Here is a 13,688-nt window from a genome sequence, read left to right as displayed (position 1 = left end):
TTTGATCCGTCTCCGACGTTACGAAGCCGCTGCGTCCGCACGCTGCCGGCGCGGCGGCGGCGTCCAGCGATAGGCCGCGCCGAACCGGTTCCAGACATTGATCGATGCGATCGCCGAGGTCAGGTAAGTCAGCTCCTGCTCGGAAAATTCGGCGGTGGCCTGCGCATAGATCTCGTCGCTGACGCCGTTCGGCAAGGTCGTCAACGCTTCGGTCCAGGCCAGCGCGGCGCGCTCGCGCGGCGTGAACTGCGGCGCCTCGCGCCACACCACGACGAGGTTCAGCTTGTCGGCGGGCACGCCGAGGCTCTCGCCCTGCAGGATGTGATACTGCACGCAGAACGCACAGCCGTTGATCTGCGAGGCGCGCAGCTTGACCAGTTCGAGCAGCTGCTTGTCGAGGCCGGCCTTCGCCGCGAACTGGCCGAGCGCGCGCACCGCGGCGAAGACGTCGGGCGCGAGCTTCTCGAAGTCGGTGTATTCCTTGCGGGCATGTGACATTGGCCTGGCCTCATGTTATCAGTGTACTGAGATATTATCAGAGCTCTGATATCATCGGCAAGATGCGGACATCGGCAAAGGCGACAGCAGGCGACATGGCGGCAATGCAGAAACGAGGCAAATCCGGCGCCGCCGAGCGGCATCCGGTCGGAAAAGCCGCCGGCCGAAGGGCCGCAGCGAACACGGGATCGAGCACTGGCGACGTCCTGCTCGCCCCTTCCGTTCCGGCGCCGGGCGAAGGCAAGCGCGGCCAGCAGGGCTATCTCGCCTATCTGCTGCGTCAGGCCCACGCGGCCTCGCGGCTGTCGATGGAGCGCCGGCTGGGGCGGCTCGGCGTCACCTCGCCGCAATTCGTCGTGCTGACGATGCTGAAAGCCTATCCGGGGCTCTCCGGCGCCGATCTGGCTCGCGTCGCGCTGCTGACCCCGCAGACCGTGAGCGTGATCATCCGCAACCTCGAGCGCGACGGGGCAATCGGCAAGACGCCGCACCCGGTCCACGGCCGCGTGTTGCAATGGACCCTGACCAGCCATGGAACCACACTGCTGGAGAAATGCCGGCAGATCGCCCAGGCCCAGGAACGCCGGCTCGCCGCCGGCCTCGATGCCAGGTCGGAACAGGTGGTGCGCCGGTGGCTGTCAAAAATCGCCATAGATTTGCAGGATAGCTAGAGCATGACCCGGAAAAATGGGAACCGATTTTCCGATGAGGTCATGCTCAAAACTATCGCTCCTGCGGCGGCGTGGCTTTTGGCTCATCCGATCGGCGCCGCTACACTGGCCCGATGAAACAGCCTGATTCTCCGAAGTCCCCTGCCCGCCGCGCCGTCCTGAAGGCCGGGCTCGCGGCCGGCGTGGTGCTCGTCAATCCGCTCGGCGCGCTCGCCGCCGCCCCTCCGGGCTTCGACCAGTGGCGCGACAATTTTCGCGCCCGCGCGCTCGCAAAAGGCATTTCGGAGGCGACCTGGAATCGCTGCATGGGGCGGATCGAGCCCGACATGAGCGTGTTCAGGCAGATGCGCAACCAACCTGAATTCCATGAGCAGATCTGGCAGTACATCAATCGCCGCGTCTCCGACTGGCGGGTCATTCACGGCAAGGAGGCGCTGAAGAAGAACGAGGCGCTGTTCGGCCGGATCGAACGCGACTTCGGCGTCGAGCGCGGCACGCTGCTCGCGCTGTGGGGCGTCGAGTCCGCCTATGGCGATCCGCTGGTGCAGCAGAACCACATGACGCCGGTGTTTCCCTCGTTGGCGGCGCTCGCCTGGAACGAGCCGCGCCGCAAGGCCTATTGGGAGACCGAGCTGATCAACGCGATGAAGATCGTGCAGCGCGGCTGGAGCACGCCCCAGGAGATGAACGGCTCCTGGGCCGGCGCGATGGGTCATTCGCAGTGGATGCCGGAAGTCTGGCTCAATGTCGGCTTCGACTATGACGGCGACGGCAAGGTCTCGCCGTTCGGCCGGCCCGACGACGCGCTGGGCTCGACCGCGAAATATCTCGTCAACCGCGGCAAGTGGCACCGCGGCGAGCATTGGGGCTACGAGGTCCGCGCGCCCGGCGGCGGCGCCGGCGGCAGCCGCACCTATGCGGCCTGGGCCAGCGCCGGCGTCGTCAGAGCCGACGGCCAGCCGTTTCCGCAGCCGAACGCATCAGCGCAGCTGTGGATCCCGGTCGCGGGTGGCCCGGCCTTCCTGCTCGGTCCGAACTTCAATTCGGTGAAGAGCTATAACCCGTCGATGAACTACGCGCTGGCGATCTGCCATCTCGGCGATCGCTGCCTCGGCGGGCCGCCCTTCATCCAGCCCTTCCCGGGCTCGGAGCGCGCGCTGACGCTCGCCGAGGTGCAGGAGATGCAGACGCGGCTGACCAAGGCCGGCTTCGACACCGGCGGCACCGACGGCCGCGTCGGCAACGACACCATGAAGGCGATCAAGGATTTTCAAATCAAGATGGGCCTGTTGCCCGCCGACGGTTACGGCGGGCTCAAGGTTCTGGCGCGGTTACGGCAAGGCGGCTAGCCATCATGCGATCTGCGTAGCCCGGGTGAGCGAAAGCGATACCCGGGGCGGTCATCCCGCATGTCGCTCCGCTCATGCGGGCTACGACAGTTCGCTCCTATCTGCTCGCAGGCTGCCGCATTGACCGCTCACCGTCATTGCGAGCGCAGCGAAGCAATCCATCCCTCCGCATATGCGGGACTATGGATTGCTTCGTCGCTTCGCTCCTCGCAATGACGGAGACTATTTCGCAGGCTGCCGCACGACGCCGCCGGCATTCATGCCGCCGTCGATCACGAGCTCGCTGCCCGTGACGTAACGTGACGCGTCGGAAGCGAGATAGAGCACGCCCTGGGCGATCTCGATGGCCTGGCCGGCGCGTCCGAGCGGCGTCGCGAACCTTGCCCGCTCCTCCGGATCGATCGGCGCGTTCTGGCCGGCACCGGTCGCGCCAGTCGGGATCTTGCCCCAGATCGGCGTGTCGATGATGCCGGGATGCACCGAGTTGACGCGGATGCCGTCGCCGATCTGCGCGCATTCCATCGCGATCGACTTGGCGAACAAGCGGACCGCGCCCTTCGTGGCGCTGTAGCCGGAAAGGGTCGCCGCGCCGCGCAGGCCGGCCAGCGACGACATCATGATGATGGAGCCGCCGCCAGTTTTACGCATCAGCGGCAGCGAGTGCTTCACCGACAGGAATACGCCGTCGATATTGATGGCGGTTTGGCGGCGCCAGTCCGCGAGCGACATCTCGACAATCGAAGGCGCCCCAATGCCGATACCGGCGTTCGAGACCATGATATCCAGGCGGCCATAGCGCTTGCCGATATCAGCGACAACCTCGATCCAGCGCTCCTCGCTGGTAACATCCTGCGGCAGAAAGACCACGTCGCGACCAGCCTTCTTCAGCCGCGCGGCGAGCTCGGGTCCCCTCAACTCATCGATATCGGTCGCAATAACGGTCGCGCCTTCCTGCGCGAGCAATTCAACGATGGCCTCGCCAATGCCTGATGCGCCGCCGGTCACCAGCGCGACCTTGCCTTCAACCTGTCCTGCCATGTCCTCTCCCAACGTTTCTTATCGGATCACCGTCGGGCCCTGATCCGGCACCGCGACGTCGAGGACACGGAATTGCACACGTTCGGTGCCTTGCCAACGGTCGACCGCAAGAGAGCCCGCCACGTGCAATTGCTGGCCGCGATTTTGCGTCAAGGCGCTGCCGAGCTTCTGTCCGACGGAACGGAACGCGATACCGTTGACGATCGAGCCGTCGCCTGACTTGAAGCGCAGCCGCAGATGCGCCTGCCCGACCTCGTCGGCATAGACCAGTTGATGCGACGGCAGCGCGATCACCGGTTCCGGATTGGCGCTGCCGAACGGGCCCGCGCGATTGAGCGTCGCAGCGAACTCCGGCGTCACCGCGCGCGCGGTCACGGCGCCGTCGATGAACAGCTCGTTCTCGTGCCGCGAATTGGCGACGTCGGCCGCCAGCGCGCTCTCCATGTAGGCGCGGAATTCGGCGAGCTTCTCCTTGCGCAGCGTGACCCCGGCCGCCATCGCGTGCCCGCCGCCCTTCATCAAAAGGCCGTCGTGCACCGCCTGCCGCACCGCCTTGCCGAGATCGACGCCGCCGATCGAGCGGCCCGATCCGGTGCCGATGCCGCCGGGCTCCAGCGCGATCGCAAACGCGGGACGCGCGAACTTCTCCTTCAGCCGCGCCGCCACCAGCCCGACCACGCCGGGATGCCAGCCTTCCGTCGCGGTGACGATGACAGCGCCCTTGTCCTCGAGCCCGAGCGAGGCCAGCGCCTCGGCCTCGGCCTGCGCCTCGGCCGCCTGCTCGATCACGCGCCGCTCGGCATTGAGGCGATCGAGCTCGGCCGCGATCCGCGCGGCTTCGGAGATATCGCCTTCGAGCAATAGCCGCACGCCGAGATCGGCGCGCCCGATCCGGCCGCCGGCATTGATGCGCGGTCCCAGCATGAAGCCGAGATGCCAGGCCTCCGGCGGGCCGTTCAGCCGCGCCACGTCCATCAACGCGGTGTGGCCGACATGATCGCGGCGGCGCATCGCGATCAGGCCCTTGGCGACGAAGGCCCGGTTGAGTCCGATCAGCGGCGCGACGTCGGCGACGGTGCCGAGCGCGACGTGATGCAGCACGCTGAGCAGGTCCGGCTCCGGCATCTCGCCGGTCCAGAAGCCGCGCTGGCGCAGTTCGCGATTCACCGCGACCAAGGTCACCAGCACGAGGCCGACCGCTGCAAGATGGCCGAGCCCCGAGAGATCGTCGGGCCGGTTCGGATTAACCAGTGCGTCGACCTCGGGCAACACATCGCCGGTCTGGTGATGATCGATCACGACGACCGACATGCCGAGCTTCCTGGCTTCCGCCAGCGGCTCGATGCTGGTGGTGCCGCAATCGACCGTGACCAGCAGCGTCGCGCCCTTCGCCGCCAGCGCACGCACGGCGTCGACGTTCGGCCCGTAGCCTTCGAAAATGCGGTCGGGAATGTGGATCAGCGGGTCCAGCCCGCAATGGCGCAGATGCCAGGTCAGCAGCGCGGCCGAGGTCGCACCGTCGACGTCGTAGTCGCCGAAGATCGCAACCTTCTCGCCGCGCACCGCGGCATCCGCGATGCGCTTGGCCGCGTGCTCCATCTCGGTGACCGTGTGAGGATCCGGCATCAGCTTGCGGATGGTCGGGTCGAGGAAGTCGGGAACCTCGTCGATCCCGACGTCGCGCCCCGCCAGCACGCGCGCCAGCATTTCCGGCAATTGATAGCGCTGCACGATCGCGAGCGCCCGCGCCGCCCCGCGCGCATCCAGCCGGTCGCGCCAGAGTTTTCCGGTCAGCGACCGCGTCACGCCGAGGAACGCCTGTGGCGCCTCGACGGGCAGTGCGGATGCGTGCAGCGTCATGAGCCCTTCCCAATCAGGCAGGAATCGTAACGCTTCGATGATTTGTGGACCAGTTCTAGCAGCCCATTCGGCTGGCGATTTCCCCGAAATCCTTGGCCACGATGTCCCACTCGCCGGTGGCCTCGAAATCGTACTTTTGCAGCGGACCGTATTCGGTCGGACGCGCCACGAAGGCGGTCTTCAGGCCGAGCTTCTGCGCGTGCTTCAGGTCGTAATTGTGCGCGGCGACCATCATCACCTGCTCCGGCGGCAGGCAGAGCAGCTTCGCGGCGCCGAGATAGGTCTCCGGATCGGGCTTGTAGTGCTCGAACAGTTCGGCCGACATCACGAGGTCCCAGGGGAGGCCTGCGAACTTCGCCATGTTGGTGAGCAGCGCGACGTTGCCGTTGGAGAGCGGCGAGATGATGTATTTGGTCTTCAGCCGGGCCAGATCGGCGACGCTGTCGGGCCACGCGTGCAGGCGATGCCAGCCCAGCGTCAGATGCTGCAGATCCGCCTCGGTCAGCCCCTTGATGTCGAATTGCGCGACGAGTTTTTCCAGCGAGCGGCGGTGCAAGACGTCGAGGATGACGTAGCCGTTCTGCGGGTTCTTGCGCACCTCGTCCATCGAGGCCGCATAGACCGCGCGCCAGCCGTCGACCAGCGCGGTCCAATCGGCCTTGATACCGCGCGTCTCGCCCCATCTGGTGAAGTCGTTGATCAGGCTGGTGCGCCAGTCGACCACGGTCCCGAACACGTCGAACACCAGCGCCTTGACCCCGGACAGATCGGACATGCGCGTCTCCCTTGTTGTTGTTTTTGGTCCGTCGTTCCGGGGCGATGCGAAGCATCGAACCCGGAACCTCGAGATTCCGGGTTCGCGCTTCGCGCGCCCCGGAATGACGGTTGTTGTAGGCTCGTCCTCAGTCCAGGTGGAATTTCTCGAGCTGCCGATGCTCGGCCTTGATGTAGCGCACGGTGCCGGTGACCGAGCGCATCACGACCGTCTCGGTCTCGATCACGTCCTTCTTGAACTTCACGCCGGTCAGCAGCGAGCCGGTGGTGACGCCGGTGGCGGCGAACAGGCAGTCGCCCTTGGCCATGTCCTCGATGCCGTAGATCATCTTCGGATCGGTGACGCCCATCTTGTGCGCGCGCTCGCGCTTCTCCTCGGTGTCGAGGATCAGGCGGCACTGCATCTGGCCGCCGATGCAGCGCAGCGCGACCGCCGCGAGCACGCCCTCGGGCGCACCGCCGGTGCCGATATACATGTCGACACCGGTCTCATCGGGCTTGGCGCAGTGAATGACGCCGGCGACGTCGCCGTCGGTGATCAGTTGCACGGCAGCGCCGGTTGAACGCACGCTGTTGATGATGTCGGCATGGCGCGGACGATCGAGCACCAGCACGTTGATGGCGGTCGGGTCGACGCCCTTGGCCTTGGCGAGCCGGCGGACATTGTCGGCCGGCGGCGCGTCGAGCTCGATCACATTCTTGGCGTAGCCCGGGCCGATCGCGATCTTCTGCATGTAGACGTCGGGCGCGTGCAGCAGCGTGCCGCCATCGGCCATCGCCATCGTGGCGATCGAGCCCGGCATGTTCTTGGCGCACAACGTGGTGCCCTCGAGCGGGTCGACTGCGATGTCGACCTTGGGGCCGGCATTGAGGCCGACCTTCTCACCGATGAACAGCATCGGCGCCTCGTCGCGCTCGCCCTCGCCGATTACGACCGTCCCCTCGATCGGCAGCTTGTTGAGCTCGCGCCGCATCGCGTCGACCGCAGCCTTGTCGGCGGCCTTCTCCTGGCCGTGGCCGCGCAGCCGCGCGGCCGACACCGCAGCGCGCTCCGTCACGCGCACGATTTCGAGCGTCAGGATGCGCTCGAGCAGCATCTGCGGCGGAACGGAAATATGGGTCGACATCGGCGTACTCCTTAAGCCTCTGGGACAGGCCAGCCTGCCCGCATCAATCGTCTCACGCCCGACCCGTTCAGGCCATGCGCTAGTTTTTCTCGATCCGGATCACCTGCGGCCGGCCGCTGATGACCTTATCGCGCTGCACTGCGGCCAGCGCACGATGCACGGCATCCTCGCTGGTCGCATAGGTAATCAGAATGACCGGGACCGGTGAAGGTTTTTTGGCCGCACCGTTCACATCGACGCCATCCGGGTGCCGTTGCACGATGGATTCCAGAGATATCTTCTGTTCCGCCAGCCGGGTGGCGATTGTTGCGGCAGTGCCTGCAAGATCGCGCGCCATCAGGCGGATATAATAGCCACCCTCATGGCGTTCCATCGGCGCCTTGGTGGTGTCGCGCAACCGCTCCACCGGCCGTCCGAACGGCTTGGCACGGATGCCGCGGGCGACGTCGGCGATGTCGGCGACCACGGCCGAGGCCGTCGCGCCGCCGCCGGCGCCCGGCCCCACCAGCGTGATCGGCGGAATCCCCTCGCCGTCGATCGCGACCGCATTGGTGACGCCCATCACCTGCGCGATCGAGGATGATTTCGGCACCATGGTCGGATGCACGCGCTGCTCAATGCCCTTTGCCGTGCGCACCGCAACGCCGAGCAGCTTGACCCGGTAACCGAGTTCCGCGGCGGCCTTGAGATCTTCCGGCGTGATCGAGGAGATGCCTTCGACATAAACCGCGCTTTCCGCGACCTTGGTTCCGAACGCGAGGCTGGCCAGGATCGCGAGCTTCTGCGCGGTGTCGTGACCATCGACGTCGAACGACGGGTTGGCTTCGGCATAGCCGAGACGCTGGGCGTCCTTCAGACACTCCTCGAACGACAGGCCCTCCTGCTCCATCCGGGTCAGGATGTAATTGCAGGTGCCGTTGAGGATGCCGTAGACGCGGTTGACGCTGGTGCCCGCGAGGCCCTCGCGCAGCGTTTTGATGACCGGGATCGCCGCACCGACCGCCGCCTCGAAATTCAGCGCGCCGCCGTGCTTCTCGGCAGCCGCGGCGAGACGCAGTCCATGCTTGGCGATCAGCGCCTTGTTGGCGGTGACGACCGACTTGCCGGCCTTCAGCGCGGTCTCGATCGCGGACAGCGCGGGATCTCCGGCGCCGCCCATCAATTCGACGAAGCAGTCGACGTTGGGATCCTCGGCAAGCGCCTCGGGGCTCTTCGCCCAGGCGATGCCGCGCAGGTCGAGGCTACGCTTCTTGGCTTTCGAGCGCGCCGTGACTGCGACGACGCGAACGCCGCGGCCGCTGCGCTCGGCCAGCGCCCGTCCTTGCGTTTCGATGAGGCGGACGACATCGGCACCGACGGTGCCGAGCCCCGCTATGCCCACGTTCAGGGGTGCGACCATGGATTTAAGGGACCTGGAGATTAAGCAACCTGGAAGGATTAGCGTCGGTTGGCGAGAGGAACGACGTTGTGCAACGTTTCGATGCCGCTTTCAAGGAAGCGGCGCACACCGCGCGCGGCCTGCCGGATGCGCTGCTCGTTCTCCACCATCGCAATGCGGACATAGCCCTCGCCATGCTCGCCGAACGCCACGCCCGGCGACACCACGACGCCGGATTTCTCCACCATCAGGGTCGCGAACTGCATGCTGCCGACCGCCTCGAACGCCTTGGGCAGCGGCGCCCAGGCGAACATCGAGGCTTGCGGCGGCGGAATGTCCCAGCCGGCGCGGCCGAATGACTCGACCAGCGCATCGCGGCGCTTGCGGTACGTGTCGCGCATCTCGCGGATGCAGTCGTCGGGACCGTTCAGCGCCGCGGTCGCCGCCACCTGGACCGGCGTGAACGCGCCGTAATCGAGATAGGATTTGACCCGCGCCAGCGCCGCGATGATCCGCTCATTGCCGACCGCAAAGCCCATGCGCCAGCCGGCCATCGAGAACGTCTTCGACATCGAGGTGAACTCGACAGTGACGTCGATCGCGCCGGGCACCTGCAGCACCGATGGCGGCGGATTGTTTTCGTCGAAATAAACCTCGGCGTAGGCGAGATCGGACAGGATGAAGATGTCGTGCTTCTTCGCGAACGCGACGAGGTCCCTGTAGAAGTCGAGGTCCGCGACATAGGCGGTCGGGTTCGACGGATAGCAGACGATCAGTGCGATCGGCTTCGGGATCGAATGGATGATCGCCCGTTCGACCGCCTCGAAGAACTGCGGCGTCGGCTCCGAGGGCACCGAGCGGATCACGCCGCCCGCCATCAGGAAGCCGAAGGCATGGATCGGGTAGCTCGGATTGGGGCACAGCACGACGTCGCCGGGCGCCGTGATCGCCTGCGCGACGTTGGCAAACCCCTCCTTCGAGCCGAGCGTCGCAACCACCTGGGTGTCGGGGTTGAGCTTGACGCCGAAGCGGCGCGCATAATACGCGGCCTGGGCCTTGCGCAGGCCGTTGATGCCGCGCGAGGCCGAGTAGCGGTCGGTCCGCGGCTTGCCCAGCGTCTCCTTGAGCTTCTCGATCACATGCGGCGGGGTCGGCAGGTCCGGGTTCCCCATGCCCATGTCGATGATGTCGGCCCCGGCGTTGCGCGCGGCCGCCTTGGCCTGGTTGACCTTCTCAAAGACATAAGGCGGCAGACGGCGAATGCGGTAAAAATCTTCCATGGGACCCTTGCTCCGACAACCGCGATGCCAGAATCGACCCCCTTGGCGTAGTTTGCGGAAGCCGGCTCGGCCTCTGACAGAAATCGCACTGAATCAATGACTTAGAGCGAATTCAGGCGCACGATCTGGGGGCTGCGGCCGGATCTGCGGTTGAACTGGGTTTCTTTTAGCACGGACACCGGGCGGCGCCAGCGCTGATCGGCCGTTCGTCGGGCGCTACTTCCCGCTTTGGGCGGCCGTCGAGGCCTGGCGCGCGCGCGCGGCAATCAGCTCCTGCTCGATCTTGGCCTGGTCCGCCGGCTTGATCGTCGGATCGGCGCGGTCGGGCGGAAGATCATGGACCGGCAGGTAGCCGCCGGCGTCCTTCTCGCGCGCCGGCGCATCGGCCGGCATCGTCATATCGGCGATCGTGCTCGAGCACCCGCTCAGCGCCACCAACGACGCGAGCAGCACTGCGGCCGCGAGCCCCCTGTTCATTCGATCGATCGGCATGCGCCGAATTGTCCCCAACAAGCTAGCGCGCACGTCGCACGTTGCCGACACGGGTCGCACTGGTACGAGCCTTGCAGCGTCCCCGCTGCGTTAATTTCGACTTTAGCGTTTCAAACCATTGTCGCCCGAAACGCTTAAAGCGGGAACACCAAAAGCGACCCCTGAGGCTTCAATATGACGGAACAAAGATTTTTTCTCGCACCGCAACAGAGCGAAATGCTGGATTTTGACTGATTTGCGTTGCCGCACCGCGCGATGACGCCCTCCAAACGACGCGATATTGTACCTCAGATGAGCAACGTTAGTACCGACACCCAGACCGCCCCGAAATTTAACGCCGAAGCCTTCGCCATGAACATCGCGCGGGCGATGGAGAGCAGCGGCCAGGCGCTGGCAGCCTATCTCAAGCCGCGCCAGACCGGAGAAGTCCGCGACAAGCCGCCGAATGAGCTCGGTGAGGTCATCAAGACCTTCAGCGTGATCGCCGAATACTGGCTGTCCGACAAGGAGCGCGCCTCGTCGCTGCAGATGCAGCTCGGCAAGGACTATCTCGATCTCTGGGGCTCGGCGGTGCGCCGCATGGCCGGCGAGGCCGATGCCAAGCCGGCGATCGCCCCGGCCCCGCGCGACAAGCGCTTCCAGGATCCGGAATGGAAGTCGAACCAGTTCTTCGACTTCATCCTGCAGCTCTATTTGCTGACCTCGAAATGGGCGCAGCAGCTGGTCCATGACGCCGACGGGATCGATCCCCACACCCGCAAGAAGGCCGAATTCTACGTCCAGCAGATCACCAACGCGCTGGCGCCGTCGAATTTCGTGCTGACCAATCCGGAGGTGCTGCGCGCCACCGTCGAGACCAACGGCGACAATCTGGTGCGCGGCATGAAGATGCTGGCCGAGGATATCGAGGCCGGCCACGGCACGCTGCGGATCCGCCAGTCCGACTCGAGCAATCTCGAGGTCGGCGTCAACATGGCGACGACGCCGGGCAAGGTGATCTTCCAGAACGAGCTGATGCAGCTGATCCAGTATTCGCCGGCGACCGAGAACGTGCTGCGCACGCCGCTGCTGATCGTGCCGCCCTGGATCAACAAGTTCTACATCCTCGATCTGCGCCCCGAGAAATCCTACATCAAATGGTGCGTCGACCAGGGCATCACGGTGTTCGTGATCTCCTGGGTCAATCCGGACAGGGAGCTCGGCAAGAAGACCTGGGCCGACTACATGACCGAAGGCCCGCTGACGGCGATGGACGTCATCGAGAAGGTCACCGGCGAGATGAAGGTGCACACCGCCGGCTATTGCGTCGGCGGCACCCTGCTCGCCTCGACGCTCGCCTATCTCGCCGAGAAGCGCCGCCAGCGTGTGACATCGGCGACGTTCTTTGCCGCGCAGGTCGACTTCACCCATGCCGGCGATCTCCTGGTGTTCGTCGACGAAGACCAGATCTCGGCGCTCGAACGCGACATGCAGGAATCCGGCGTGCTCGAGGGCAGCAAGATGGCGATGGCCTTCAACATGCTGCGCTCGAACGACCTGATCTGGTCGTATGTCGTGAACAATTATCTGAAGGGCCAGACGCCCTCCTCGTTCGACCTGCTGCACTGGAATTCGGACGCGACGCGGATGCCGTCGTCGAACCACTCCTACTACCTGCGCAACTGCTATCTGGAGAACCGGCTGTCGACCGGCACCATGGTGCTGGACAACACGCTGCTCGATCTGTCGAAGGTGAAGGTGCCGGTCTACAACCTCGCCGCCCGCGAGGATCACATCGCGCCGGCGGAATCGGTGCTCTACGGTTCGCAGTTCTTCGGCGGCCCGGTGAGATATGTGCTGTCCGGCTCCGGCCATATCGCCGGCGTGGTCAATCCGCCCGCGTCGAAGAAGTACCAGTACTGGACCAACGACAACATCAAGGACATGAAGCTCGCCGACTGGCTGAAGGGCGCCGAGGAGCACAAGGGCTCGTGGTGGCCCGACTGGCGCGGCTGGCTGGAAAGCCATGATCCGGAGACGGTCCCGGCGCGCATGGTCGGCTCCAACGGCACGCAGGTGCTCGAGGACGCCCCGGGCAGCTATGTCCGCGTCCGCGCGTAGCGCCAACTCTTCCGCTCAGCTATAAACAGACGGTCCCGACGGTCGGGAATCGAATTCACGTGAGGGGGAGACGATGACGCGCGAACTGTTCTGGCTGTCGCTGACGGTGATCCTGACCGGGCTGCTGTGGATTCCTTACCTCATCAACCGCTGGCAGGTGCGCGGCCTCTCCGGCGTCATCGGCAATCCCTCGCGTGGCGACAAGCCGCACGCGGAATGGGCCAACCGGCTGATGTTCGCCCATGACAACGCGGTCGAGAACCTCGTGATCTTCGCGCCGCTGGTCCTGATCCTCAACGCGGCCGACTATTCCACCAAATGGACCGTGCTCGCCTGCGCCGTCTATTTCTGGGCCCGCGTCGCCCATCTGATCGTGTACACGCTGGGCCTGCCGGTGTTCCGCAGCGTGGCCTTCACGGTCGGCTTCCTCGCCCAGGCGGTGCTGGCGCTCGCGATCTTCAAGATCCTCTGATTCCAGATATTCCCGCCGGTCGCGGCGACAGCCGCGCCGGCGTGGCATCAACTACCCGCTCTGCGCACCACGATATGCAGCATCGTCGCGGGAGCCTCGTCAAAACTCTTGATCTCGCTGGTGTCGGACGAGACTTGCGTCCACGCCCCTAAGGCGGCGTAGGTCGCAGCGAGCCAGTCTGCCGCAGGATAATTGTAGTAGCGGCCGATGCTGTCGCGGCCATCGCCATGGCCGATCTTGTAGCTCGCGTAGAAAACGCCACCGGGTTTCAGCGCCCGATGGATGCGGCCGATGATGCCGGCCAATTCGTCGCGCGGCACGTGCAGCAGGCAGGCGCTGGCCCAGACGCCGTCATAGGTTTCGCGGTCCTCGAGCTCATGGAACAGCATCGCCTCGACGGGATGATTGATGCGGCCCGCCGCGATCTCGGCCATCTCGGGCGACCCGTCGGTCGCACGCAGCACAAAGCCTTCGGCGAGCATGACGGCGGCATGATTGCCGGCGCCGCAGCCGAGTTCGAGGATCGCGCCGCCCGGCGGCAGCAGCTTCAGAAAGCCGATCAGCCGGGTGGACGGGGCTTTCGCCCACCCGGCATAGGCCTCGGCATTGCGCCGATAGAACTGCAGCGTGGCGTCGTCCACGATCCGCG

General features: G+C 65.5%; 13 protein-coding genes. 4 read left to right on the top strand and 9 right to left on the bottom strand.

Annotated features, from left to right (window positions below):
- Positions 1 to 18: 18 nt before the first annotated feature.
- Positions 19 to 498 (bottom strand): carboxymuconolactone decarboxylase family protein, encoded by a 480-nt coding sequence (locus J6525_RS10515; protein WP_225644180.1) that lies wholly within the window; start codon positions 496 to 498, stop codon positions 19 to 21.
- A gap of 95 nt (positions 499 to 593) precedes the next feature.
- On the opposite strand from J6525_RS10515, the gene J6525_RS10510 reads away from it, so the two are divergent.
- Both J6525_RS10510 and J6525_RS10505 read left to right on the top strand, forming a co-directional pair.
- The gene (locus tag J6525_RS10510; protein WP_225644177.1) at positions 594 to 1,169 is read left to right on the top strand and encodes a MarR family winged helix-turn-helix transcriptional regulator; all 576 of its coding nucleotides are present in this window, start codon (positions 594 to 596) and stop codon (positions 1,167 to 1,169) included.
- 113 nt (positions 1,170 to 1,282) lie between these two features.
- Positions 1,283 to 2,518: a lytic murein transglycosylase gene (locus tag J6525_RS10505; protein ID WP_225644176.1), complete on the top strand. Its 1,236-nt coding sequence runs from the start codon at positions 1,283 to 1,285 to the stop codon at positions 2,516 to 2,518.
- 222 nt (positions 2,519 to 2,740) lie between these two features.
- Here J6525_RS10505 and J6525_RS10500 read toward each other — a convergent pair whose 3' ends face one another.
- From J6525_RS10500 to J6525_RS10470, 7 genes are all read right to left on the bottom strand, one after another.
- Complete coding sequence (locus J6525_RS10500; protein WP_225644174.1) at positions 2,741 to 3,556, bottom strand: glucose 1-dehydrogenase; 816 nt, start codon at positions 3,554 to 3,556, stop codon at positions 2,741 to 2,743.
- Positions 3,557 to 3,574: 18 nt separating this feature from the next.
- A complete protein-coding gene (gene recJ, locus J6525_RS10495) occupies positions 3,575 to 5,416 on the bottom strand; it encodes a single-stranded-DNA-specific exonuclease RecJ (protein ID WP_225644172.1) in 1,842 nt (613 codons plus the stop codon).
- A 55-nt stretch (positions 5,417 to 5,471) separates the two neighbouring features.
- Positions 5,472 to 6,191, bottom strand: a complete 720-nt coding sequence (locus tag J6525_RS10490) for a haloacid dehalogenase type II (RefSeq protein WP_225644170.1) — start codon at positions 6,189 to 6,191, stop codon at positions 5,472 to 5,474.
- Between the two features lie 127 nt (positions 6,192 to 6,318).
- Entirely contained in the window at positions 6,319 to 7,317 is a 999-nt protein-coding gene (glpX, locus tag J6525_RS10485) for a class II fructose-bisphosphatase (RefSeq protein WP_050420275.1), read from the bottom strand.
- Between the two features lie 79 nt (positions 7,318 to 7,396).
- Positions 7,397 to 8,716, bottom strand: coding sequence for a homoserine dehydrogenase (locus J6525_RS10480; protein WP_225644168.1), 1,320 nt, complete (start codon positions 8,714 to 8,716; stop codon positions 7,397 to 7,399).
- A gap of 38 nt (positions 8,717 to 8,754) precedes the next feature.
- Positions 8,755 to 9,975 (bottom strand): LL-diaminopimelate aminotransferase, encoded by a 1,221-nt coding sequence (locus J6525_RS10475; RefSeq protein WP_092083451.1) that lies wholly within the window; start codon positions 9,973 to 9,975, stop codon positions 8,755 to 8,757.
- 216 nt (positions 9,976 to 10,191) lie between these two features.
- On the bottom strand, positions 10,192 to 10,467 hold the full coding sequence (locus tag J6525_RS10470) for a hypothetical protein (RefSeq protein ID WP_016842954.1): 276 nt from the start codon (positions 10,465 to 10,467) through the stop codon (positions 10,192 to 10,194).
- Between the two features lie 291 nt (positions 10,468 to 10,758).
- Between J6525_RS10470 and J6525_RS10465 the strand changes: the two genes are divergently transcribed.
- Positions 10,759 to 12,567 carry a PHA/PHB synthase family protein gene (locus J6525_RS10465; protein WP_092083452.1) on the top strand — a complete coding sequence of 603 codons (1,809 nt, stop codon included), beginning with the start codon at positions 10,759 to 10,761 and terminating at the stop codon, positions 12,565 to 12,567.
- Positions 12,568 to 12,640: 73 nt separating this feature from the next.
- Positions 12,641 to 13,039: an MAPEG family protein gene (locus J6525_RS10460; protein ID WP_092083453.1), complete on the top strand. Its 399-nt coding sequence runs from the start codon at positions 12,641 to 12,643 to the stop codon at positions 13,037 to 13,039.
- Between the two features lie 47 nt (positions 13,040 to 13,086).
- On the opposite strand, the gene J6525_RS10455 is transcribed toward J6525_RS10460, so the two are convergent.
- Positions 13,087 to 13,680, bottom strand: a complete 594-nt coding sequence (locus J6525_RS10455) for a class I SAM-dependent methyltransferase (RefSeq protein ID WP_225644166.1) — start codon at positions 13,678 to 13,680, stop codon at positions 13,087 to 13,089.
- Positions 13,681 to 13,688: the final 8 nt, after the last annotated feature.

Source organism: Bradyrhizobium australafricanum, from assembly GCF_020329495.1.
GTDB classification, from domain to species: domain Bacteria; phylum Pseudomonadota; class Alphaproteobacteria; order Rhizobiales; family Xanthobacteraceae; genus Bradyrhizobium; species Bradyrhizobium australafricanum.
Note: the sequence above shows the minus strand (reverse complement) of the source record. Positions and strands in the feature narration are given on the sequence as shown.